Origin of the sequence: Pseudomonas fluorescens, from assembly GCF_900215245.1 — a bacterium.
Classification (GTDB): domain Bacteria; phylum Pseudomonadota; class Gammaproteobacteria; order Pseudomonadales; family Pseudomonadaceae; genus Aquipseudomonas; species Aquipseudomonas fluorescens.
In genome coordinates this window covers 961357-985672 of the sequence record NZ_LT907842.1, presented here as the reverse complement: position 1 = coordinate 985672, position 24316 = coordinate 961357, and the positions used below count along the sequence as shown (strand labels likewise).

The following is a 24316-nucleotide window of genomic DNA, read 5'->3' as shown; positions in this document are numbered from 1 at the left end:
CTTGGAAAACGCCCCGATAGCGTGCAATCCGTGCCAACTGACGTTCGGCAGCCGCCAGCCGTGCCGTTTCGGGTGCCGTTGGCGGCGGTTTACGCTAGAATGCACGGCCTCAAAGCACACCCCCTTCCCGAGGCTGTCCCGAAGATGTTGATCCTGCGCGGCGCTCCTGCCCTTTCTGCCTTTCGCCACAGCAAACTCCTTGAGCAACTGAGCCAAAAGGTTCCAGCTGTTACAGGCTTGTATGCTGAATTTGCTCACTTCGCCGACGTTACCGGCGTCTTGACCGCCGACGAACAGCAAGTGCTCGCACGCCTTCTGAAGTACGGCCCCAGCGTTCCCGTTCAAGAGCCAAACGGCCGCTTGTTCCTGGTTCTGCCGCGGTTCGGCACCATCTCGCCCTGGTCGAGCAAGGCCAGTGATATCGCGCGTAACTGCGGCCTGGAAAAAATCCAGCGCCTGGAACGCGGTATCGCTTTCTACGTCGCCGGCCAGTTCAGCGATGCCGAGGCCGAGCTGATCGCCAGCAGCTTGCACGATCGCATGACCCAGATCATCGTCAGCCAGCTGGAACAGGCCGGCGGTCTGTTCAGCCACGCCGAGCCCAAGCCGCTGACCGCGATTGACGTGCTGGGCGGTGGCCGCGCCGCCCTCGAGAAAGCCAACACCGAACTGGGCCTGGCCCTGGCCGAGGACGAGATCGACTACCTGGTCAACGCCTTCAACGGCTTGAAGCGCAACCCGCACGACATCGAACTGATGATGTTCGCCCAGGCCAACTCCGAGCATTGCCGTCACAAGATCTTCAACGCCAGTTGGGACATTGACGGCGAAAGCCAGGAAAAAAGCCTGTTCGGCATGATCAAGAACACCTACGTGATGCACAGCGAAGGCGTTCTGTCGGCTTATAAGGACAACGCTTCGGTCATCGTCGGCTCCGTCGCCGGGCGTTTCTTCCCGGACCCTGAAACCCGCCAGTACGGCGCGGTGCAGGAGCCGGTGCACATCCTGATGAAGGTTGAAACCCACAACCACCCGACCGCGATTGCCCCGTTCCCGGGCGCCGCCACCGGCTCCGGTGGCGAAATCCGTGACGAAGGGGCTACCGGCCGTGGCGCCAAGCCAAAGGCGGGCCTGACCGGTTTCACCGTGTCCAACCTGCAGATCCCGGGCTTCGAACAGCCGTGGGAAGTGCCGTACGGCAAGCCCGAGCGCATTGTGACCGCGCTGGACATCATGATCGAAGGCCCGCTGGGCGGCGCCGCGTTCAACAACGAATTCGGGCGCCCGGCGCTGACCGGCTATTTCCGTACCTTCGAGCAGTCCATCACCACCCCGCGTGGCGACGAAGTGCGCGGCTACCACAAGCCGATCATGTTGGCCGGCGGCATGGGCAACATCCGTGAAGAACACGTCAAGAAAGGCGAGATTCTGGTCGGCTCCAAGCTGATCGTACTCGGCGGCCCGGCGATGTTGATCGGCCTGGGCGGCGGCGCCGCTTCCTCCATGGCCACCGGCACCAGCTCGGCGGACCTGGACTTCGCTTCCGTACAGCGTGAAAACCCTGAAATGGAACGCCGTTGCCAGGAAGTCATCGACCGTTGCTGGCAGTTGGGTGACAAGAACCCGATCAGCTTCATCCACGACGTCGGCGCTGGCGGTTTGTCCAACGCCTTCCCGGAACTGGTCAACGATGGCGACCGTGGTGGCCGTTTCGAACTGCGCAACATTCCAAACGACGAGCCGGGCATGGCCCCGCACGAAATCTGGAGCAACGAATCCCAGGAACGCTACGTGCTGGCCGTCGGCCCTGAAGACTTCGCGCGCTTCCAGGCCATCTGCGAACGCGAGCGTTGCCCGTTCGCGGTGGTCGGCGAAGCCACTGCCGAGCCGCAACTGACGGTCACCGACAGCCACTTCGGCAACAGCCCGGTGGACATGCCACTCGAAGTGCTGCTGGGCAAAGCCCCGCGCATGCACCGTTCGGCGGTACGTGAAGCCGAACTGGGCGATGACTTCGACCCAAGCACGCTGGAACTGGCCGACAGCATCGAACGCGTGCTGCACCACCCGGCCGTGGCGAGCAAAAGCTTCCTGATCACCATCGGCGACCGCACCATCACCGGCCTGGTTGCCCGTGACCAAATGGTTGGCCCATGGCAGGTGCCGGTGGCCGACGTTGCCGTCACCGCCACCAGCTTCGACGTCTACACCGGTGAAGCCATGGCCATGGGCGAGCGCACGCCGCTGGCCTTGCTGGACGCTCCGGCGTCGGGCCGCATGGCCATTGGTGAAACCCTCACCAACATCGCCGCGTCCCGCATCGGCAAGCTGTCCGACATCAAACTGTCGGCCAACTGGATGTCCGCTGCCGGCCACCCGGGTGAAGACGCGCGCCTGTACGACACCGTCAAGGCCGTCGGCATGGAGCTGTGCCCCGAGCTGGGTATCACCATTCCGGTGGGCAAGGACTCCATGTCCATGGCCACCCGTTGGAACGAAGACGGCACCGACAAGAGCGTGACCTCGCCGCTGTCGCTGATCGTTACCGGTTTTGCACCGGTGACCGACATCCGTCAGACCCTGACCCCGCAGCTGCGCATGGACAAGGGCACCACCGACCTGATCCTGATCGACCTGGGCCGTGGCCAGAACCGCATGGGCGCCTCGATCCTCGCGCAAACCCACGGCAAGCTCGGCAAGCACGCGCCGGACGTGGATGACGCTGAAGACCTCAAAGCGTTCTTCGCGGTGATCCAGGGCCTGAACGCCGACGGCCACCTGCTGGCGTACCACGACCGTTCCGACGGTGGTTTACTGACCAGCGTGGTGGAAATGGCCTTCGCCGGTCACTGCGGCCTGAACATCGTGCTCGACAGCGTTGCCGAGGATGCCGCCGAGATCAACGGCATCCTGTTCAACGAAGAGTTGGGCGCCGTGATCCAGGTTCGCCAGGACGCTACCCCGGACGTACTCGCACAATTCAGCGCCGCTGGCCTGGACGACTGCGTGGCGGTGATTGGCCAGCCGATCAACAACGGCGAAATCAACATCTCCTTCAACGGCGATACCGTGTTTGCCGGCCAGCGCCGTCTGCTGCAACGCCAGTGGGCCGAGACCAGCTACCAGATCCAACGCCTGCGCGATAACGCCGACTGCGCCGAGCAGGAATTCGACGTGATCCTGGAAGAAGACAACCCGGGCCTGAGCACCAAGCTCAGCTTCGACGTTAACCAGGACATCGCCGCGCCTTACATCAAGAAAGGCATCCGCCCACAAGTGGCCGTACTGCGTGAGCAGGGCGTCAACGGCCAGGTGGAAATGGCGGCCGCGTTCGACCGCGCCGGCTTCAATGCGATCGACGTGCACATGAGCGACATCCTCGCCGGTCGTGTTGACCTCAATGAGTTCAAAGGCCTGGTCGCTTGCGGCGGTTTCTCCTACGGCGACGTGCTGGGTGCCGGTGAAGGCTGGGCCAAGTCGGCGCTGTTCAACAGCCGTGCGCGCGATGCGTTCCAGGGCTTCTTCGAGCGCAACGACAGCTTCACCCTGGGTGTGTGCAACGGTTGCCAGATGATGTCCAACCTCCACGAGCTGATCCCGGGCAGCGAGTTCTGGCCGCACTTTGTGCGTAACCGTTCCGAGCAGTTCGAAGCCCGTGTCGCCATGGTGCAGGTGCAAGAGTCCAACTCGATCTTCCTGCAAGGCATGGCCGGCTCGCGTATGCCGATCGCCATCGCCCACGGTGAAGGTCACGCTGAATTCTCCAGCGAAGAAGCCTTGCTGGAAGCCGACCTGTCCGGCTGCGTGGCCATGCGTTTCGTCGATAACCACGGCAAGGTCACTGAAAGCTACCCGGCCAACCCGAACGGCTCGCCGCGCGGGATCACCGGCCTCACCAGCCGCGACGGTCGCGTGACCATCATGATGCCGCACCCGGAGCGGGTGTTCCGCGCCGTGCAGAACTCGTGGCGCCCGGAAGAGTGGAACGAAGACGGCGCCTGGATGCGCATGTTCCGCAACGCTCGCGTGTGGGTGAACTAAGGCGGTGTACAAGCTCAGCTTCTTTGTGCCCGACAGCCATGTGGAGACGGTGAAAACCGCCGTCTTCGCCGCTGGCGGAGGGCACATCGGCGACTACGACAGCTGCGCCTGGCAAGTGCTGGGCCAGGGCCAATTTCGCGCGTTGGACGGCAGCCAGCCGTTTATCGGGCAAGTCGGCCAGGTTGAAGTGGTTGAAGAATGGAAAGTTGAGCTGGTGGTGGCGGATGAGTTGATCGTGGCGGTTGTAGCCGCGTTGAAACTGAGCCATCCCTATGAGACACCGGCCTATGAGGTGTGGCAGTTGGCGGATTTTTGATTCGCAGATTGCAGAAACAAGAAACCCGCTGGGCCAGTTTGGTCAGCGGGTTTTTTGTTGTTTGCAAGGGCCAATCGCCGGCAAGCCAGCTCCCACAGTTTGATCTGTGAATACGTTCAAAATGTGGGAGCTGGCTTGCCGGCGATGGCGCCGGGACAGGCGCATCAGATCTTTCCCGCAGGCCTTTCAGGTTGTCCCTCGGAACTCACCTTATTAACCTTTGCCAGTCGCTGCCAATTCAGCGATCGGGACTGCAAGCCCGCCGAAACCTCACCAGTTACTCCTAAGCGCCTTTATAATTGCGGCGCTTTTTCATGGTCGTCATTTATGGCGGCTGTGTGCGGGAGACCTTCGGGTCTACCGAGGTGCTGGTGGGACTCGGTCTTGCAGGCCCGCGCACAGCTGCCACCGATCATCTGCAAGTGATGCTGGTAGTTCCTAAACTCTCACTAGGAAACCCACAATGATCAAAGACAGTCCAAATCTCCCATCTGATTCTCAGCCCACCGACCAAGTCTTCACCGTCCTCCCCAACCTGAACAGCGAAACCCTGCTCGCCAATGCCTCCCAAGACCTGGCATCCGTGCAGGCGCTGGCGGGCAATCTGGCGTTTGACATCGACGGCCCACAGCGTGATGCAGTGCTGGGGATTCATCGGATGCTGGAAGGTATTCAGTTGATGGTGGACCGGGTGTTGGATCTATTTGAGGTGCCTGAACAGAAGTGATCGGGTGCCTATGAGGCCCATTCGCGAGCAAGCCCGCTCCCACATTTGACCGCATTGCCACGTCGGGCACCGATCAAAATGTGGGAGCGGGCTTGCTCGCGAAGAGGCCAGAGCCGCCGCTACATTTCTAAACCCTGGCACCGACCTTGCGGCCACCGACCAACCGCTCCAAAGCCTCACCCAACCCCAAGGCCTTGTCACCAATCAACAGGTGCCAAACCCCGCTGTCCAGCTGGCTCACACCCTGGCAACCCAGCGCAGTCAGGTCCGCTTCAGACAGCACCGAATCATCCCCCAGTTCCACCCGCAATCGGGTCATCGCCACCGCTTCCAGCTGGCGCACATTCGTGCGGCCGCCTAAAGCATTCAGCCACTTCTCGGCCTCCTGCACATTCACCGCAACCGGTTTATCCACAGGCTGGGCGGCCACCGGCGCACTGGCAACAAACGACGGCATCGCCAGGCGGATCTCATCGGCGATGCTGTCGGCCATTGGCCCTACGACCACCTGCAAACTCCCGCCGTTACCCGGCCGAACCACAGCCATGGCGCCCAGTGCTTTCAACTGCGCATCCACCGCCTTGTTGCGATCCACCATGTCCAGGCGCAGACGTGTAGTGCACGCGCCGACACTCAGCAAATTCTCTGCACCGCCGAGTGCGCGGATGTAGGCACTGGCCCGCTGGTTATCGGTCATCACCTCAGCCTGCACCACCTGGATGTCTTCACGCCCCGGTGTCTTCAGGTTGAACCGACGAATGCAATAGTTGAACACGCTGTAGTAGATCACCGCGTAAGCCAACCCGACCGGGAATACCAGCCAGCCGTTGGTGGATTTGCCCCAACCGAGCACCATGTCGATAAAGCCACCGGAGAAGGTAAACCCGAGGTGGATATTCAGCATGTTGGTCACGGCCATCGACAGGCCGGTGAGCACCGCGTGGATCAGGTACAAAAATGGTGCGAGGAACATAAACGCGAATTCGATCGGCTCAGTCACTCCGGTCAAAAACGAGGTCAGCGCCATCGACAGGAAAATCCCGCCCATCACCTTGCGGCGTTCCGGCAGTGCATTGCGGTACATCGCCAGGCACGCGGCGGGCAGGCCGAACAGCATGACCGGGAACATACCGGTCATGAACTGGCCGCCTTTCGGGTCGCCTGCAAAATAGCGGGTCAGGTCGCCGGTGACGATGGCGCCGGTGGTTGGGTCGGTAAAGCTGCCGAACACAAACCACGCCATGTTGTTGAGGATATGGTGCAGGCCGGTGACGATCAGCAGGCGGTTGAACACGCCAAACACGAAGGCACCAAAGCTGCCGCTTTCCATCAGCAGCACGCCAAAACTGTTGATGCCGTGCTGGATCGGCGGCCAGATCAGGCCAAAGATCACCCCCAGGGCGACCGCCGAAAACCCGGTGACAATCGGCACAAACCGTCGCCCACCAAAGAAGGCCAGGTACTCCGGCAGCTTGATGTCCTTGAAGCGGTTATACAGCCCACCGGCCATCAAGCCGCTGGCGATACCGGCGAGCATGCCCATGTTGATGGTGGTGTCCATCACCTTGAGCGTGGAGATCATCACCAGGTAACCAATCGCCCCGGCCAAACCTGCCGTGCCGTTATTGTCGCGGGCAAAACCCACCGCAATACCGATGGCGAAGATCAGCGCCAGGTTGGCGAAAATTGCTTGCCCGGCATCGTGCATCACCGCGATGTTCAAAAGATCGGTGTCGCCCAGGCGCAGCAAGAGGCCGGCGATCGGCAGAATCGCGATCGGCAGCATCAGCGCGCGGCCGAGGCGTTGCAAGCCTTCGATAAAGTGTTGGTACATGGCGTGTCTCCCTATTCTTGTTGTTTTCAGCTCAGCGGCCAGTGGTGTTGACAGGCTTGGCGAACGGCCTTGGCGCTGCTCAGGTCGAGCAGGCCTTGGCTCAATTGCCGGCATTGCGCCGCGTCCAGGTGGCGGACACGGTCCTTGATTTCTCCGATTTGCGGCGGGCTGACGGACAGTTCGCTGACACCCAGGCCAATAAGCACCGGCGTGGCCAGCGGGTCGGACGCGAGGGCGCCGCAGATGCCGACCCAACGCCCGTGTTTGGCCGCCCCCGCGCAAGTCTGGGCGATCAGCCGTAGCAAGGCCGGGTGCAGCGCATCGACCCGGGCGGCGAGGCCGGCGTGGTCGCGGTCCATGGCCAGGGTGTACTGGGACAGGTCATTGGTGCCAATGGACAGGAAGTCCGCGTGCTGGGCCAGTTGGTCGGCCATCAGCGCGGCGGCGGGCACTTCGATCATCACGCCCAGTTCCGGGCGCTGGGTCAGTTCCAGCTCCGCGCAGAGTTCATCCAGACGCTGGCGGATCTGCAGCAGTTCATCGACCTCGCTGACCATCGGCAACAGGATGCGGCAACGTTCCAGCGGGCTGACTTGCAGCAGGGCGCGCAATTGTTGGTCGAGCAGTTCCGGGCGCACTTGTGCCATGCGAATCCCGCGCAGGCCCAACACCGGGTTGGCTTCGACGGGCAGCGGCAGGTAGTCGAGCTGTTTGTCGCCGCCCACGTCGATGGTGCGGATGATCACCGACTTGTCGCCCATGGCGTCCAGCACGGCCTGGTAGGCCTGGCGTTGCTCCTGCTCATCCGGCGCGGTGCGGCGGTCGACAAACAGGAATTCGGTGCGCAACAGGCCAACGCCATCGGCGCCGTTTTCAAAGGCCACTTGGGCTTCGGCGCTGGAGGCGACATTGGCAGCGACTTCAATGCTCACGCCATCGGTGGTGCGCGCCGGCTCCTGCGCGAAGGCCTGTTGCTGTTGGCGGCGCAGGGTTTGCGCATCGCGAATCTGGTGCACTTCAGCGTGGCGCGCCTCGCTGGGTGCCAGTTCCAGGCGACCGTTGGCCGCGTCCAGCACCACGCGTTGGCCTTGGGGCACATCGAGCACTTCGGCGCCCAGCGCGACCACACAGGGCAAGCCTTTGCCGCGGGCCAAAATCGCGACGTGGGACGTGGCGCCGCCTTCGGCCATGCAAATGCCTACGGCGTTTTGCGCGCTCAATTGCAGCAGGTCGGAGGGGGTCAGTTCATGGGCGCTGACAATCGCACCGGCCGGCAATTCGAAGTGCCAGGCTTGCCCCAACAGCGCACGCAGTACGCGTTGTTGCAGGTCGCGCAGGTCGTTGGCGCGCTCGGCAAACAGCGGTTTGCCCAGGGCCAGCAACACTGCGCATTGCGCCTGGATTGCATCGCGCCAGGCGTGGGTGGCGGCGCTGCCGTGTTCGATGGCGCCGGTTGCGGCGTCCAGCAGCGTGGGGTCTTCCAATAGCGCAAGGTGGGCGGCGAAGATGTCTTCTTCTTCGACATTCTTGCGTTGCCGTGCATGCTCCAGGGTAATGCGGATTTCGCCGCGCACGTGCTCCAGCGCGGTGTCCAGGTGCTGCAGTTGTTCGTCGGCGACATGGTTGCCCGTGTCTTGCGGCAGTTCGATACCGGTGAGGCGAAACAGCGGCCCGCAGACCAGACCGGGCGCGGCGCACACGCCTTGCAACACACCGGCTTCGGTGCTCACCCGACGCGGTGCCACGGCTACCGGCGCGTGGTGTTCTTCACTCACAGCCACCGAGAGTGCGGCCACCAACGCCTGCAACGCCGCCTCGCAATCCTTGCCGCGACAGGTGATCCGCACTTCATCACCTTCACCAATGCCCAACCCCATCAAACCAATCAGGCTGTCGCACGGCGCTGACTTACCGGCGAAGTGCAACTCTGCATAGCTGCTGAACCCTTGCGCGGTCTTGCGCACCAGCGCGGCGGGGCGTGCATGCAAACCGCCCCGGTGGGTAATGCGCACGCTGGCGCGCACTTCGGTGACCGAGTTATCCACAGCCGCCGGCGACAGCGCTGCCGAGCGCGCAACAATGTGCAGCAACGGCTCACCCACCTTGACGGTTTTTCCCGCTACCGGCCGCAGCTCAAAGCGCTCGCCATTGGTCAGAATGATCAGGCTGATCAGGCTTTTGCACTGGCGTGCGATGCGGTCTAGATCAAACTGCACCAGCGCCTGGCCCTGACTCACCCGTGCGCCTTCCTTCACGAGCAGCGCAAACCCTTCGCCATTCAGCTCCACGGTGTCGATGCCCACATGCATCAGCACCTCGGCACCATTTTCGGCGCGAATCGTCAGCGCATGCCCGGTGCGGGCGACATGGATAATCACCCCGTCACAGGGCGCGTGCAGGCAGTCATTCAGCGGGTCGATGGCAATACCGTCGCCCATGGCGCCGCTGGCGAACACTTCGTCGGGAACGTTGCCCAGGGTCAGCACCGGGCCACTGAGTGGGGCGCTTAGGGTCAATTCATTATTGTTGTAAGACATGGGCACGGTACTCATCAGGAAAACGCTACTCAGTGAGTGCGGGTAACTTTGCTCAGGTGACGCGGCTGGTCCGGGTCCATCCCCCGCGCTTCAGCCAGGCCCGCAGCCATTACGTAAAAGCTTTGGATCGCCAGGATCGGGTCAAGGCTTGGGTGTTCGGCGCGGGTCAGGGTCAGGTCGCGCTCGCTGATATCGTCCGGCGCGGCCAGCAGCACGCGGGCGCCGCGTTGGCGCATGTCAGCGGCCAGACTCAACAAGCCGGCCTGCTCTGCACCGCGTGGGGCGAACACCAGCAACGGGTAGCCTTGGTCGATCAAAGCCATCGGCCCGTGACGCACTTCGGCGCTGCTGAAGGCTTCGGCCTGGATCGCCGACGTTTCCTTGAGCTTGAGTGCGGCTTCCTGGGCGATGGCAAAACCGGCGCCGCGGCCGATGACAATCAGCCGCTGACTGGCGCGCAAGGCCTCGACCGCTGCGCGCCAGTCCTGGGTGGCGGCTTCACGCAGGCCGGCGGGCAACGCCTGGCAGGCTTGCAGCAGCAACAGGTCCTGGTTCCAGTGGCCGATCAGCTGCGCGCTGGCGCTGAGGGTGGCGATAAAGCTTTTGGTGGCGGCCACGCTGTGTTCCGGCCCGGCGCACAACGGCACATGGAATTCGCAGGCGGCTTCCAGCGGCGAATCTTCGGCGTTGACCATCGAAATGCTCAAGGCGCCGCGTTTGCGCAGCAGGCGCAGGCTGTTGACCAGGTCCGGGCTTTGCCCCGATTGGGAGAAACCGAACGCGACCTGGCCACTGACTTTCAGCGGCGCCTGCAACAAGGTCACCACCGACATCGGCAACGACGCCACCGGAATGCCCACATGCTGCATGGCCAGGTAGGCGAAGTAACTGGCGGCATGGTCTGAACTGCCACGGGCGATGGTCATCGCCACTTGCGGCGGCTGGCGGCGCAGGCGCCCGGCGACTTCTTCCAGCATCGGGTGCAGGCGTTGCAGTTGCGCCGCGACGGCGTCACAGGAGGCCAGGGCCTCTTCAAGCATTTTTGAAGTCAATGGTTTCTCCTTCGACCATTACGTCGGTGAGGTGCAGGGAGCGGTCCATGCGCACGCAGTCGGCAAAGCTGCCCGGTTGCAGGCGCCCGCGTTCTTCCAGGCCCAGGTAATCCGCAGGAAATTGCGACAGGCGTTGTGAGGCTTCGCTGATGGGCAGGCCGATTTTCACCAGGTTGCGCAGCGCCTGGTCCATCGTCAGGGTGCTGCCCGCCAGCGTGCCGTCCGCCAGGCGTACGCCGCCCAGGCATTTGGTGACGGTGTGGCTGCCCAGCTTGTATTCGCCATCGGGCATGCCGGCGGCGGCGGTGGAATCGGTGACGCAGTACAGGCACGGGATCGAGCGCAAGGCCACGCGGATGGCGCCGGGGTGTACGTGGAGCAAATCCGGGATCAATTCCGCGTATTTGGCGTGGGCCAGGGCGGCGCCGACGATGCCCGGTTCGCGGTGATGCAGCGGGCTCATGGCGTTATACAAATGCGTGAAGCTGGTAGCGCCGGCCGCGAGGGCGGCGACACCTTCTTCATAACTGCCCAGTGTGTGGCCGATCTGCATGCGCACACCGCGTTGGCTGAGCGCGCGGATCAGGGTGTCGTGGCCGGCGATCTCCGGCGCAATGGTGATCACCCGGATGGGCGCCAGGCGCAGGTAGGCTTCGACCTCGGCCATCAGCGCAGTGTGGGCGAAGTTGGGTTGTGCACCAAGTTTGCCGGGGTTGATGTAGGGCCCTTCCAGGTGCACGCCGAGTACACGGGCGCTGCCGGTGGGGCGCTGCTCGCAGAAGGTGCCGAGCTGGCCGAGCACACGAGAGATTTCGTCCACCGGCGCGGTCATGGTGGTGGCCAGCAGCGAGGTCGTGCCAAACCGCACGTGGGTGCGGGTGATGGTCTCGAAGGCGGCGACGCCTTCCATGATGTCTTTGCCGCCACCACCGTGTACGTGCAGGTCGATAAAGCCCGGCAGCAGGTACGGCAAATCGTTTTCAGCCGGGTCGCACGGCGTGCCTTCGATGGCGACCACCTTGCCGTGTGCGTGCACCAGGCGGCCGCGAATCCAGCCACCGGGTGTGAGGATGTTGTCTTCGGACATGGGCAGTTCTCTAGAGGCGCCGTTCAGCGCTATAGTCGTGGCGGCGCAGCTCTGCGACAAAGTCGTAGTAGTCGTTGCGGCAGTAGGTGTCGGTGATTTCAATCGGCGTGTTGTCGGCGGTGTAGCCGACCCGGGTCATCAGCAGCATGGCGGTGCCGGGGGCAATGCCCACCAACTTGGCGAACTCGTCCGAGGCGTTGATCGCCTGGATATGTTGCAGGGCGCGCACGATCGGCTTGCCGATGCTTTCCAGGTATTCGTAGAGCGAATTGCCGATGGCTTGCGGGTGCGGCAAGACAGCGGCGGGCATGGCGGTCATTTCAATCGCCATGACCGTGTCATCGGCCTTACGCAGACGCTTGAGGCGCGCCACTTTGTCGCTGGGCGACAGGCCCAGGCGGATCAGCTCTTCGTGGGTTGGCGGGGTGATATCGCGCTCCAGCCACTGGGAGCTGGGCACAAAGCCCTTGAGTCGGAGCATTTCGCTGAAGCCCGACAGGCGTGACAGCGGCTGCTCCAGGCGCGGCGTGATAAAGGTGCCAGAGCCTTGGCTGCGGCGGATCAGGCCTTGGGCAAACAACACTTCCAGCGCCTTACGGGCAGTGACTCGCGAAATGCTCAACTGCTCGCTGAGGGCGCGTTCCGACGGCAATGCCTGCTCGGATTTCCACTGGCCGGCATGGATCGCCGCTTCAAGGTTGCGGGCCAGTTGCAGGTACAGCGGCGTGGATTGCTTGTCGTCGGGGCGCAGCGTCAGGATAGGGTTCATCTGTGAAGTTTCCGATGCGGTTATTGGAGTGTTGTCGCCCGGTAATGGCCGGAAATTAATACCACTTAAATACCATGTCAATGCAGCCAAAACGGTGCGGGTGCCGGTTTAAAGGCGCTTTAATGGTGCCTGGCATCAAGTGGTATTAGAGAGGTCTTTAAGACGCGCACAAGTGCACAGCCCGCGCGGTGAACTGGTATTCACCGGCAGGCGCTGCCGAGGGCAGGAATTATTTTCGAATTATTTTACGAACGGTCGCGGATTACGGCCGAATCTCGATCATGGTGCCGTCTTTGACCAGGTTCCAGACTTCGCGCATATCGACGTTGCGCATGCCGATGCAGCCGTCGGTCCAGTCCAGGGTGTGGAACCACTGCTCCGGGTATTCCTCGGTGTCGGGCGTCCCGTGGATCATGATCATGCTGCCCGGTTTCACGCCTTCGCGGCGCGCGCGGGCGGAGTCGCTGATGTTCGGGTAAGAGATGTGCATGGCCAGGTTGAAGCGGTCGCTGGTCTTGCGCCAGTCGATCCAATAAAAGCCTTCCGGCGTGCGGCGGTCACCTTCGAACTGCTTGGTGCCTTTCGGGTTTTTGCCCAAGGAGATCCGATAGCTCTTGAGCGGCTTGCCGTCGTTGATCAGTTGCAACTGATGGGCGGACTTGAGCACCAGGACTTTCTCGACAGGTTTACCACCAAGGGTTTCCACCGAAGAGGCCAAAGACAGGCTAGCGAACGACAGGCAGATAAGAGCGAGCAACCAACGCATTAAAACGGATTCCCTGGGAAAAGGTGCTGCCTGGAGTGTTGTTATTTGGCTGGCCGCGTCATCGGCGGCACTGACTCGCTGCGCACCGGAAACAGTTGCTGCCGACGGTCAGCGAAGAAGCATTCTAAGGTACGCCCGACCGTGCGGAAAGCCAGCTCTGACCAAGGGATGTCGGCTTCATCGAACAGCTTCACTTCAAGGCTTTCGGGGCCTGCCGCATAGTCCAGGTCGACCAGTTCGGCGCGGTAGAAAATATGCACCTGGCTGATGTGCGGTACATCGATCAGGGTGTAGAGGCTCAGGTTGTGCACGCGGGCGCAGGCCTCTTCCAGGGTTTCGCGCATGGCGGCCTGTTCCACGGTCTCGCCGTTCTCCATGAAGCCGGCTGGAAGTGTCCAGTAACCCAGGCGCGGCTCGATGGCGCGGCGGCACAGCAGCACTTTATCGCCCCACACCGGCACGGTGCCGGCAACGATATTGGGGTTCTGGTAGTGAATGGTCGAGCAGTGATCACACACAAAGCGCAGGCGTGCGTCGCCTTCGGGAATGCGCTGGGTAACCGGTTTACCGCACTGGCTGCAGAAGTTCATGCTGGGGTTCCTGGAGAGTCGGCCTATCTTGGCTTGACGGGCAGGGCCCTGCAAGTTGTCGTTTCGCGACATGCACCGGGTTTTGGGGTTGGGCACCCGCACGCTTTGGTGCATGATGCAAGGTAGCCAACAGACCGAGATGACTCATGCTGGACGAGCTACTTCGCCGGGTAAGCAATCACACCCCTCATACGCTGGAGACTGACGGGCGTTTCCCCGAGGCTGCGGTGTTGGTGCCGATTACCCGCAGTGACGAACCTGAGCTGATCCTGACCTTGCGCGCCAGCGGCCTGTCGACCCACGGGGGCGAAGTGGCGTTTCCGGGCGGGCGACGTGACCCCGAGGACCCGGACCTGATCTTTACCGCACTGCGCGAAGCCGAAGAAGAAATCGGCTTGCCCCCCGGCCTGGTGGAGGTCATCGGCCCGTTGAGTCCCTTGATCTCCTTGCACGGCATCCGTGTAACGCCCTATGTCGGGGTCATCCCCGATTACGTCGAATACCTGGCCAATGATGCCGAGATCGCCGCCGTCTTCAGCGTGCCCCTGGAGTTTTTCCGCCAGGACCCGCGCGAACATACCCACCGCATCGATTACCAGGGCCGCAGTTGGTATGTGCCCAGCTATCGGTTTGGCGAGTACAAGATCTGGGGGCTGACGGCGATCATGATTGTCGAGCTGATCAACCTGCTCTATGACGACGCCAAGATCAGCCTGCATCAGCCGCCCAAGAGCTTTATCAATATATAAGCCATCGCTTGAATGGCCAGCCGTGAGGACAAACCATGAAATACCGCCTGGGCGACGCCCGCGTCGAGACGCATCCACAAAGCTGGGTGGCACCGAATGCCACGCTGGTTGGCAAGGTCAAGCTGGAGGAGGGCGCCAACGTCTGGTTCAACGCGGTGTTGCGTGGCGACAATGAACTGATCCTGATCGGCAAGAACAGCAACGTGCAGGATGGCAGCGTGATGCACACCGACATGGGCTATCCGCTGACCCTGGGCACTGGCGTGACCATCGGTCATAACGCCATGTTGCACGGCTGCACCGTCGACGACTACAGCTTGATCGGCATTAACGCGGTCATCCTCAACGGCGCCAAAATCGGCAAACATTGCATCATCGGCGCCAATTCGTTGATCGGTGAAGGCAAGGAAATCCCCGATGGCTCGTTGGTGATGGGCTCGCCGGGCAAGGTGGTGCGCGAGCTGACCGAGGCGCAGAAGCGCATGCTCGAAGCCAGCGCCGCGCACTATGTGCATAACGCGCAGCGGTATGCGCGTGATTTGGCTGAGCAAGCAGAATGAACCCGCTGGAACGACCTGTCGCCTCGCCGTGCGTGAGCATCTGCGCGTTAGACGATGACGATATTTGCACCGGCTGCCAGCGCACCGTGGATGAGATTACGCGCTGGAGCCGTATGGACAACGCAGAGCGCCGGGTGGTGCTGGGGTTGTGCCATGAGCGGGCGAAGGCGAGTGGGTTGGTGTGGATGATGCCCGGCAAATCGGGTGCCTGATAGACCGCTTTCGCGAGCAAGGCCGCTCCCACATTTGATCGTGTTTATCCTGTAGGAATACGGTCAAAGTGTGGGAGCGGGCTTGCTCGCGAAGAGGCCCTTCCAGACGACATATTTCAAAATGTGAAGTACCCTGTGGCCCCTGCCCACAGGTCTCCCGCGCTATGTTCTTCCTGATCGCCTACATCAGCAGTGTCGTGCTGATTAACTTCGCTTTCTCCACCGCCCCGCACCTGGACGTCATCTGGTCCGCCTGGGGTGGCCTGGTGTTTATCCTGCGCGACATGGTGCAAACCCGCTTCGGCCACGGTGCGATCATCGCCATGCTGGCGGCGCTGGTGCTGTCGTATATCACCTCCGACCCGTCCATCGCCCTGGCCAGCGCCACGGCGTTTGCGGTGTCCGAGTGCATTGACTGGCTGGTGTTCAGCATCACCAAGCGCCCGCTGCATGATCGCCTGTGGATAAGTTCGGCGCTGAGCATTCCCATTGATACCTTTATCTTCTTTGGCCTGATCGGCGCGCTGACGCCAGCGGTGGCCGGCACGGCGTTGGTGTCGAAATTCGCCGGGGTCACGGTGGTGTGGCTGATCATGGCGTGGCGTCTGCGCAAACGGGCCGTCGCCAACTGAGGCCAATTTTTGCAGTTCATGTAAAATGCCGGCCTTTCTCCCCATGATCCGCTCCCCTGAGGACCTGAGATGACCCGAATCGGAACTCCATTGTCGCCAACCGCGACCCGCGTTTTGCTGTGTGGCTGCGGTGAGCTGGGCAAGGAAGTGGTAATCGAACTGCAACGCCTGGGCGTTGAAGTGATTGCCGTGGATCGCTACGCCAACGCGCCGGCCATGCAGGTTGCGCACCGTAGCCACGTGATCAACATGCTCGACGGCGCCGCCCTGCGTGCCGTGATCGAAGCGGAAAAACCGCACTTCATCGTGCCGGAAATCGAAGCCATCGCCACCGCCACCCTGGTGGAGCTGGAAGCCGAAGGCTTCACCGTGATCCCGACTGCGCGTGCCACCTCGCTGACCATGAACCGTGAGGGCATCCGTCGCCTGGCTGCTGAAGAGCTGGACCTGCCGACTTCGCCGTACCACTTCGCCGACACCTTCGAAGACTATAGTAAGGCCGTGCAAGACCTGGGCTTCCCGTGCGTGGTCAAGCCGGTGATGAGTTCGTCGGGCAAGGGCCAGAGCCTGCTGCGCAGCACAGACGATGTGCAGAAAGCCTGGGATTACGCCCAGGAAGGCGGGCGGGCGGGTAAAGGTCGGGTGATCATCGAAGGCTTCATCGACTTCGACTACGAAATCACCCTGCTGACCGTGCGCCACATCGGCGGCACCACTTTCTGCGCGCCGGTCGGCCACCGTCAGGAGAAGGGCGACTACCAGGAATCCTGGCAGCCGCAAGCCATGAGCCCGATTGCCCTGGCGGAATCCGAGCGCGTCGCCAAAGCGGTCACCGAGGCGCTGGGCGGTCGTGGCCTGTTCGGCGTGGAATTGTTCATCAAGGGCGATCAGGTGTGGTTCAGCGAAGTGTCGCCGCGCCCGCATGACACCGGCCTGGTGACCCTGATTTCTCAGGACCTTTCGCAGTTTGCGCTGCACGCGCGCGCCATCCTGGGCTTGCCGATTCCGTTGATCCGTCAGTTCGGGCCTTCGGCGTCGGCGGTGATTCTGGTGGAAGGGCAGTCGACTCAGACAGCGTTCGCCAACCTCGGCGCTGCCTTGAGCGAACCGGACACGGCGTTGCGTCTGTTTGGCAAGCCGGAAGTAAACGGCCAGCGCCGCATGGGTGTGGCGTTGGCGCGGGATGAGTCGATTGAGGCTGCCCGAGCTAAAGCGACCCGTGCTTCGAAGGCTGTTGTTGTAGAGCTGTAAACCCAACCCGATCGTTCCCACGCTCTGCGTGGGAATGCAGCCCGGGACGCTCTGCGTCCCCAAGCGGGACGCGGAGCGTCACAAGAGGCATTCCCACGCGGAGCGTGGGAACGATCGGCTTCAGGCGACCTTGTTCAAGTCGTTATCCCGCGTCTCTTTCAGGCACAGCACAGCAATCAAGCTGAGCAACGCTGCCGCCGACACATACCCGCCGACATAACTCAGCCCGCCCATCGCCACCAGCTTGGTCGCGAAAAATGGTGCCGCCGACGCACCGACAATTCCCCCCAGGTTATACGCCGCCGAAGCGCCGGTATAACGCACGCGCGTCGGGAACAGTTCCGGCAGCAAGGCGCCCATCGGCGCGAAGGTCACGCCCATCAGGAACAGCTCCAGCGCCAGGAACAACGCCACCGCCCAGGTCGAACCGTGGGTCAGCAGTGGTTCCATGGTGAAGCCCGACAGAATCGCCAGCACGGCACCGACAATCAGCACCGGCTTGCGCCCGTAGCGGTCACTGGCCAAGGCTGCCAAGGGCGTGGCCAGGCCCATGAACAGCACGGCGAAGCACAGCAAGCCCAGGAACGTTTCGCGGCTGTAGCCCAGGGTGGAAACGCCGTAGCTCAGGGAAAACGCAGTGGTGATGTAGAACAGTGCATAACACACCACCATCGACGCCGCGCCCAGCAGTACCGGCAACCAATGCTGGCTGAACAGTTCCACCAACGGCACTTTTACCGGTGCTTCCTTGGCCACGGCGTTGGCGAACACTGGAGTTTCATGCAGTTTCAACCGCGCATACAGGCCGACCATCACCAACGCTGCGCTGAGGATGAACGGAATGCGCCAGCCCCAGCTGCGGAATTGCTCGTCGTTCAGGCTCATGGCCAGGATCAGGAACAAGCCGTTGGCGGCCAGAAAACCTATCGACGGGCCGAGTTGCGGGAACATGCCGAACCAGGCGCGCTTGCCCTTTGGGGCGTTCTCGGTCGCCAGCAATGCCGCGCCACCCCATTCCCCGCCAAGCCCGAGGCCCTGGCCGAAACGCAGCACACATAACAGAATCGGGGCCCAGGCGCCGATGCTGTCGTAGCCCGGCAGCAAGCCGATCAGTGTGGTGCACACCCCCATCAGCAGCAACGAGGCGACCAGGGTTGACTTGCGCCCGATACGGTCACCGAAATGGCCGAACAGCGCGGAGCCCAATGGACGGGCGATGAAGGCGATGCCGAAGGTCAGGAACGACGCCAGCATCTGCGCGGTGCCGGACGTCTGCGGGAAGAACACCGGGCCGATCACCAGCGCGGCCGCAGTGGCGTAGATATAGAAATCGTAGAACTCGATGGCGGTGCCGACGATGCTCGCGGTCGCGACCCGTGCGGTCGAGTTGAGCGGGGCGGCGGTTGCCGCCTCGTTGTAGGTGGTGCTCATGGCAGTATCCCTGACGGTCATTGCGCGTTTGGACGCGGATTATTATTGGTCGAACACCCAAGGATCAGGGGTGTAGGCGGGGCGGCTCGGGATGGGAGCAAACACCGGTCAGACACGGTAAAGCGGTGCCTGGACGCGCTGAGTGCGGGTAGCACGCGGTCGGGCGGGGCTTGGGTAAGCCGCCCGATTATAGGAAGGGGTTTGAACAGACAACAAGGGGCTCGATCACGATCTATCAAACGCTGCAAATCAACGGTGCCAAGCGCTTATACGGCGACCGGCACCCGGCTGGTGTGCCAGATCAGCACCTTGCTGACGCGGTTGTCCTCGGTTTCGAGGATTTCCAGGCGATAGCGGCCGATTTTCAGGCACACCGCGCAATCTGGAATGGTCTCCAGCGCTTCGGTGACCAGGCCGTTGAGGGTCTTGGGGCCGTCGCTGGGCAGGTGCCAGCCCAGGCTCTTGTTCAGTTCGCGGATCGAGGCAGCGCCGTCGATGATGAAACGGCCATCGGGTTGCGCGTCGACATGCGGGTTATCCACCGCCTGATCGCTTTCGAATTCGCCGACGATTTCTTCAAGAATGTCTTCCAGGGTGACAATACCCAGCACTTCGCCGTATTCGTCCACCACCATGCCCAGGCGTCGTTGCTGCTTGTGGAAGTTCAGCAACTGCAGTTGCAGCGGGGTGCTTTCCGGGACGAAGTAGGGTTCGTGGCACGCGGCGAGCAAGGCATCTTTGGTCAGGCTGGCATCAGGCAGCAGGTGTTGGATCTGCCGGGTGTTGAGCACCGCTTCGACTTGGTTGATGTCACTGTGGAAGACCGGCAGGCGCGTGCGCTGGGAGGTGCGCAATTGCTCGATGATCTCTTCAACCGGATCGTCCAGGTTGATGCCGTCCACTTCGCTGCGCGGTACCAGGATGTCGTTGACCGTGATGTTGTCCAGGGCGTGAATGCCGGGCATGCCGTGGCTGCGGCTTTGATCGGCCTCGGGCTCCGGTTCATCATCGTGGTCGGGCAGCGGCTCGTCGCTTTTTTTCACCACGCCGGTTTTGCGTGCGAAGGGGCGCAGCAGCAGCAGGCTGATGCCATTGAGCAGCCACGCCAGCGGATAAAGCAATTTCAGCGGCACGCCCAGCAATGTGTTGCCAAAGCCCAGTACGGCCTGGGGATGGCGAACTGCGAGGGCGCGGGGCAGGTAGTCGGCGAGCACCAGCAGAATCGCACAAGAGATCAGCCAGCCGAGCCACGGGCCGTTCTGCGCCCAGGCATAGATCGCCAGCAAGGTGCAGAGGATAACCACCGCAGCGCGACACAAGCTGTTGCACAGGATCAGGCTGTTACGCGGGAAGTTCAGGCGGGCGGCCGCCTTGTCACCCTGGCGTGTACCAGGGCGCAGTGCCAGCAGGTGTTGTTGTGCGGCTTCGATGGCGGTAAACAGCGCCGCCCATAACACCAGCAAGGTGATTACCGCGAGCATCGGCCCAAGGGGCAAGTTGTCCATGATCGCTGCCCGTCAGATATGCAGGATGTATTCGCGAACCAGCTTGCTGCCGAAATAGGCCAGCATCAGCAGGCAGAAACCAGCCAGGGTCCAGCGGATCGCTTTGTGCCCACGCCAGCCGAGACGGTTGCGACCCCACAGCAAGACGCTGAACACGACCCAGGCCAGGCACGCCAGCAAGGTTTTGTGCACCAGGTGCTGGGCGAACAGGTTTTCGACGAACAGCCAGCCGGAAATCAGCGACAGCGACAGCAGTGTCCAGCCGGCCCACAGGAAACCGAACAGCAGGCTTTCCATGGTTTGCAGTGGCGGGAAGTTCTTGATCAGCCCGGACGGGTGCTTGTTTTTGAGCTGGTGGTCCTGCAGCAGCACGAGCAACGCCTGGAACACGGCGATGGTGAACATGCCGTAGGCGAGAATCGACAACAGAATGTGGGCGAGGATGCCCGGTTCCTCGTCAATGACCTGCACGGTGCCGGTCGGGGCAAATTGCGCCAGCAGCACCGTCAGTATGCCGAGGGGGAATAGCAGTACCAGCAGGTTCTCGACGGGGATTCGATAGCAGGCCATCAACGTCAGCGCGATGACGGCGGCGGCGATCAGGCTGGCAGCGCTGAAAAAGTCCAGGCCCAGGCCGACCGGCGTCATCAGATGCGTGAACAGGCTCGCGGCATGGGCCAGCAGGGCGATGACGCCAACGCCCACCAGCAGGCGTTTGTCCGCTTTTGTGCCCTGGGCCAGACGAGTGCCCTGATAGAGAGTCGCAGCGGCATACAAAAGGGCGGCGGCGAGGCTGGGTAGCAAACTGGGTGACAAGGGGACCATAAATCCTGATAGACAAGCCCGAAAGGCGCTGAGTTTGGCACACACCTGCGCTGCACGAAAGACTCCCGGGCCAGACAGCGGGTGTGCACAGGCGCAGTCTTCGCTATAATCCGCGACCTGCCCACGCCGCAGGCTCGCTGAGCGCTGTTTTTAATAGCGATTTACCACAGCCTGGGCCGCCATTACCTCGGTCACCACTGCATTTCGATGAATAGGGCCTGAAAGGATCGCGCATGTTTGAAAACTTGACTGACCGTCTCTCGCAGACGCTGCGCCATGTCACCGGCAAGGCCAAGCTGACCGAGGACAATATTAAAGACACCCTGCGTGAAGTACGCATGGCGTTGCTGGAAGCCGACGTGGCCTTGCCTGTGGTCAAGGACTTCGTCAACTCGGTCAAAGAGCGCGCCGTGGGCACCGAAGTGTCCCGCAGCCTGACGCCGGGCCAGGCTTTTGTGAAGATCGTCCAGGCCGAACTCGAAAGCCTGATGGGCGCGGCCAACGAAGATTTGAACCTCAGCGCCGTACCGCCAGCCGTTGTGCTGATGGCCGGTCTGCAAGGTGCGGGTAAAACTACCACCGCCGGCAAGCTGGCGCGCTTCCTTAAAGAGCGCAAGAAGAAGTCGGTGATGGTGGTGTCGGCCGACGTGTACCGTCCGGCGGCCATCAAGCAGCTCGAAATGCTTGCCGGTGAAGTGGGGGTGACCTTCTTCCCGTCCGACCTGAGCCAGAAGCCGGTCGACATTGCCAACGCGGCTATTAAAGAAGCCAAGCTCAAATTCATCGACGTGGTTATCGTCGATACCGCCGGTCGCCTGCACATCGACGAAGAGATGATGGGCGAGATCAAGGCGCTGCATGCCGCGATCAACCCGGTCGAAACGCTGTTCGTGGTCGACGCCATGACCGGCCAGGATGCGGCCAACACCGCCAAGGCCTTCGGCGACGCATTGCCGCTGACCGGCGTGATCCTGACCAAGGTCGACGGTGACGCCCGTGGCGGTGCCGCGCTGTCGGTACGTGCCATCACCGGTAAGCCGATCAAGTTCATCGGTATGGGCGAGAAGAGCGACGCGCTCGAGCCGTTCCACCCAGAGCGGATCGCCTCGCGTATCCTCGGCATGGGTGACGTGCTCAGCCTGATCGAACAGGCCGAAGCCACCCTCGACAAAGACAAGGCCGACAAGCTGGCCAAAAAGCTGAAGAAGGGCAAGGGCTTCGACCTCGAAGACTTCCGCGATCAGCTGCAACAGATGAAAAACATGGGCGGCCTCGGCGGCCTGATGGACAAGCTGCCGAACATCGGCGGTGTGAACCTGGCGCAAATGGGCAATGCCCAGGGCGCGGCAGAGAAGCAATTCAAGCAGATGGAAGCCATCATCAACTCCATGACCCCGGCCGAGCGCCGCGACCCTGAACTGATCAGTGGTTCGCGCAAACGTCGGATCGCCATGGGTTCCGGCACCCAGGTGCAGGACATCGGTCGCTTGATCAAGCAGCACAAGCAGATGCAGAAGATGATGAAGAAATTCTCCGCCAAAGGCGGAATGGCCAAGATGATGCGCGGCATGGGCGGTATGTTGCCCGGCGGTGGCATGCCCAAAATGTAAAGTATTCGAGCGCAAGCATGCTTGCGCTCCGACCCACAGGGATGTGGGATCTCCAGCAAACCCGCGGTTAGCGGGAGCTGACTCGCCGTTTTAACCGACGGCTCTATAGCAGATCTGAGTGGCACGCTGATAGGCGCCAGAAAAAGACATTTGCAAAAGTCCGGATATTCCTTAGAATATGCGGCCTTTCGGGCACCTATGCCCGCTGTGCATTTAGATTTGCAGCACCGACTACAGGAACGATGTTCACATGCTAACAATCCGTCTTGCCCTTGGCGGCTCCAAAAAGCGCCCGTTTTACCACTTGACCGTAACCGACAGCCGCAACCCGCGTGACGGTTCGCACAAGGAACAGGTTGGTTTCTTCAACCCTGTTGCTCGTGGTCAAGAAGTTCGTCTGTCCGTGAACCAAGAGCGCGTAGCCTACTGGCTGAGCGTTGGCGCACAGCCATCCGAGCGCGTTGCAAAACTGTTGAAGGACTCGGCTAAGGCCGCAGCCTGAGCAATATGAACGCGACGCCAGCTGTTGCTGATGATTTGATCGTTATCGGCAAGATTTACTCTGTTCATGGCGTTCGCGGCGAAGTGAAGGTGTATTCCTTTACTGATCCGACTGAAAACCTGTTGCAGTACAAAACCTGGACGCTCAAGCGCGAAGGGAGTGTGAAACAGGTCGAGCTGGTCAGTGGACGCGGGAGCGATAAGTTCCTGGTCGCAAAGCTCAAGGGTCTTGATGATCGTGAAGAAGCTCGTCTTCTGGCCGGTTATGAGATCTGCGTGCCGCGTAACCTGTTCCCTGAATTGACCGACGGCGAGTACTACTGGTACCAGCTGGAAGGTCTGAAGGTTATTGATCAACTGGGGCAATTGCTCGGGAAAATCGATCATCTTCTGGAAACCGGCGCCAATGATGTAATGGTGGTCAAGCCTTGCGCTGGCAGCCTGGATGATCGCGAACGCCTGTTGCCGTATACCGAGCAATGTGTGTTGGCCGTCGACCTGGCAGCGGGCGAGATGAAGGTGGAATGGGACGCGGACTTCTAAGCGTGGCTAATTTGCGCATTGAAGTGATCAGTTTGTTTCCCGAGATGTTTTCCGCCATCAGCGAGTACGGCATCACCAGTCGGGCGGTGAAACAGGGGCTCTTGCAGCTTACCTGTTGGAACCCGCGAGACTACACGACGGATCGACATCACACTGTGGACGATCGCCCATTTGGCGGTGGCCCGGGCATGGTGATGAAGATCAAGCCCCTGGAAGACGCGTTGGCTCAGGCCAAGGCCGCTGCCGGGGAGAGGGCGAAGGTGATTTACCTGTCTCCTCAAGGCCGTCAGCTGAAACAGGCTGGGGTTCGCGAACTGGCGAATGAGGAAGCATTAATCCTGATTGCCGGTCGCTATGAAGGCATTGACGAGCGGTTTATTGACGCTCATGTCGATGAAGAGTGGTCGATTGGGGACTATGTCCTGTCTGGCGGCGAGCTGCCGGCGATGGTCCTGATAGATGCGGTTACACGACTGCTGCCTGGAGCTTTAGGGCATGCGGACTCCGCGGAGGAAGATTCCTTCACGGATGGTTTGCTGGATTGCCCGCACTACACCCGACCGGAGGTGTATGCGGATCAGCGTGTTCCCGACGTATTGCTAAGTGGCAATCACGCACACATCCGGCGTTGGCGTTTACAGCAGTCCCTTGGTCGGACCTATGAACGACGCGCCGATCTTCTGGAAAGCCGCTCGCTTTCTGGAGAAGAGAAGAAGCTGCTCGAGGAATACATCCTCGCGCGGGACGATAGTTAACAACGTATCGATGGTAGGTCCGA

General features: G+C 61.6%; 22 protein-coding genes. 12 read left to right on the top strand and 10 right to left on the bottom strand.

Annotated elements, in window-relative coordinates; all coding sequences use genetic code 11:
- Window positions 1–144: 144 nt before the first annotated feature.
- From purL to CPH89_RS04595, 3 genes are all read left to right on the top strand, one after another.
- Window positions 145–4041 carry a phosphoribosylformylglycinamidine synthase gene (gene purL / locus CPH89_RS04605; RefSeq protein WP_053257851.1) on the top strand — a complete coding sequence of 1299 codons (3897 nt, stop codon included), beginning with the start codon at window positions 145–147 and terminating at the stop codon, window positions 4039–4041.
- A 4-nt stretch (window positions 4042–4045) separates the two neighbouring features.
- The gene (locus CPH89_RS04600; protein ID WP_053257850.1) at window positions 4046–4357 is read left to right on the top strand and encodes a YqfO family protein; all 312 of its coding nucleotides are present in this window, start codon (window positions 4046–4048) and stop codon (window positions 4355–4357) included.
- A gap of 463 nt (window positions 4358–4820) precedes the next feature.
- Entirely contained in the window at window positions 4821–5084 is a 264-nt protein-coding gene (locus CPH89_RS04595; RefSeq protein ID WP_053257849.1) for a DUF6124 family protein, read from the top strand.
- Between the two features lie 127 nt (window positions 5085–5211).
- Here CPH89_RS04595 and nagE read toward each other — a convergent pair whose 3' ends face one another.
- The 7 genes from nagE to CPH89_RS04560 form a co-directional block, all read right to left on the bottom strand.
- Window positions 5212–6918, bottom strand: coding sequence for an N-acetylglucosamine-specific PTS transporter subunit IIBC (gene nagE / locus CPH89_RS04590; RefSeq protein ID WP_053257848.1), 1707 nt, complete (start codon window positions 6916–6918; stop codon window positions 5212–5214).
- Window positions 6919–6944: 26 nt separating this feature from the next.
- Window positions 6945–9455: a phosphoenolpyruvate--protein phosphotransferase gene (gene ptsP / locus CPH89_RS04585; protein WP_053257847.1), complete on the bottom strand. Its 2511-nt coding sequence runs from the start codon at window positions 9453–9455 to the stop codon at window positions 6945–6947.
- 29 nt (window positions 9456–9484) lie between these two features.
- Complete coding sequence (locus tag CPH89_RS04580; protein WP_053257846.1) at window positions 9485–10495, bottom strand: SIS domain-containing protein; 1011 nt, start codon at window positions 10493–10495, stop codon at window positions 9485–9487.
- Window positions 10488–11594 carry an N-acetylglucosamine-6-phosphate deacetylase gene (gene nagA, locus CPH89_RS04575; RefSeq protein ID WP_053257845.1) on the bottom strand — a complete coding sequence of 369 codons (1107 nt, stop codon included), beginning with the start codon at window positions 11592–11594 and terminating at the stop codon, window positions 10488–10490. Before nagA ends, CPH89_RS04580 begins: the two co-directional genes overlap by 8 nt.
- Before the next feature lie 10 nt (window positions 11595–11604).
- Complete coding sequence (locus CPH89_RS04570; RefSeq protein ID WP_053257844.1) at window positions 11605–12363, bottom strand: GntR family transcriptional regulator; 759 nt, start codon at window positions 12361–12363, stop codon at window positions 11605–11607.
- 262 nt (window positions 12364–12625) lie between these two features.
- Window positions 12626–13129: a L,D-transpeptidase family protein gene (locus CPH89_RS04565; RefSeq protein WP_053257843.1), complete on the bottom strand. Its 504-nt coding sequence runs from the start codon at window positions 13127–13129 to the stop codon at window positions 12626–12628.
- Window positions 13130–13170: 41 nt separating this feature from the next.
- Window positions 13171–13719, bottom strand: coding sequence for an NUDIX hydrolase (locus CPH89_RS04560; RefSeq protein WP_053257842.1), 549 nt, complete (start codon window positions 13717–13719; stop codon window positions 13171–13173).
- Window positions 13720–13865: 146 nt separating this feature from the next.
- On the opposite strand from CPH89_RS04560, the gene CPH89_RS04555 reads away from it, so the two are divergent.
- From CPH89_RS04555 to purT, 5 genes are all read left to right on the top strand, one after another.
- The gene (locus CPH89_RS04555) at window positions 13866–14468 is read left to right on the top strand and encodes a CoA pyrophosphatase (RefSeq protein WP_017736785.1); all 603 of its coding nucleotides are present in this window, start codon (window positions 13866–13868) and stop codon (window positions 14466–14468) included.
- Window positions 14469–14503: 35 nt separating this feature from the next.
- Complete coding sequence (locus CPH89_RS04550; protein ID WP_053257841.1) at window positions 14504–15028, top strand: gamma carbonic anhydrase family protein; 525 nt, start codon at window positions 14504–14506, stop codon at window positions 15026–15028.
- Complete coding sequence (locus CPH89_RS04545) at window positions 15025–15240, top strand: DUF1289 domain-containing protein (RefSeq protein ID WP_053257840.1); 216 nt, start codon at window positions 15025–15027, stop codon at window positions 15238–15240. The genes CPH89_RS04550 and CPH89_RS04545 overlap by 4 nt, the downstream gene beginning before the upstream one ends.
- A 164-nt stretch (window positions 15241–15404) precedes the next feature.
- Window positions 15405–15872, top strand: a complete 468-nt coding sequence (locus tag CPH89_RS04540) for a preQ0 transporter (RefSeq protein ID WP_053257839.1) — start codon at window positions 15405–15407, stop codon at window positions 15870–15872.
- Window positions 15873–15941: 69 nt separating this feature from the next.
- Window positions 15942–17123, top strand: a complete 1182-nt coding sequence (gene purT / locus CPH89_RS04535; protein ID WP_014719785.1) for a formate-dependent phosphoribosylglycinamide formyltransferase — start codon at window positions 15942–15944, stop codon at window positions 17121–17123.
- Window positions 17124–17243: 120 nt separating this feature from the next.
- On the opposite strand, the gene CPH89_RS04530 is transcribed toward purT, so the two are convergent.
- The 3 genes from CPH89_RS04530 to CPH89_RS04520 form a co-directional block, all read right to left on the bottom strand.
- Entirely contained in the window at window positions 17244–18554 is a 1311-nt protein-coding gene (locus CPH89_RS04530) for an MFS transporter (protein ID WP_053257838.1), read from the bottom strand.
- 266 nt (window positions 18555–18820) lie between these two features.
- Window positions 18821–20059 (bottom strand): transporter associated domain-containing protein, encoded by a 1239-nt coding sequence (locus tag CPH89_RS04525; RefSeq protein WP_053257837.1) that lies wholly within the window; start codon window positions 20057–20059, stop codon window positions 18821–18823.
- A 12-nt stretch (window positions 20060–20071) separates the two neighbouring features.
- Window positions 20072–20884 (bottom strand): cytochrome C assembly family protein, encoded by an 813-nt coding sequence (locus CPH89_RS04520; RefSeq protein WP_053257836.1) that lies wholly within the window; start codon window positions 20882–20884, stop codon window positions 20072–20074.
- A 233-nt stretch (window positions 20885–21117) separates the two neighbouring features.
- On the opposite strand from CPH89_RS04520, the gene ffh reads away from it, so the two are divergent.
- The 4 genes from ffh (at window position 21118) to trmD (ending at window position 24293) form a co-directional block, all read left to right on the top strand.
- Complete coding sequence (gene ffh / locus CPH89_RS04515) at window positions 21118–22494, top strand: signal recognition particle protein (protein WP_010207982.1); 1377 nt, start codon at window positions 21118–21120, stop codon at window positions 22492–22494.
- Between the two features lie 250 nt (window positions 22495–22744).
- Complete coding sequence (gene rpsP / locus CPH89_RS04510) at window positions 22745–22996, top strand: 30S ribosomal protein S16 (RefSeq protein ID WP_003175899.1); 252 nt, start codon at window positions 22745–22747, stop codon at window positions 22994–22996.
- A gap of 5 nt (window positions 22997–23001) precedes the next feature.
- Complete coding sequence (rimM, locus tag CPH89_RS04505) at window positions 23002–23538, top strand: ribosome maturation factor RimM (protein ID WP_003175898.1); 537 nt, start codon at window positions 23002–23004, stop codon at window positions 23536–23538.
- A complete protein-coding gene (gene trmD / locus CPH89_RS04500; protein ID WP_169875616.1) occupies window positions 23520–24293 on the top strand; it encodes a tRNA (guanosine(37)-N1)-methyltransferase TrmD in 774 nt (257 codons plus the stop codon). The genes rimM and trmD overlap by 19 nt, the downstream gene beginning before the upstream one ends.
- Window positions 24294–24316 lie beyond the last annotated feature (23 nt).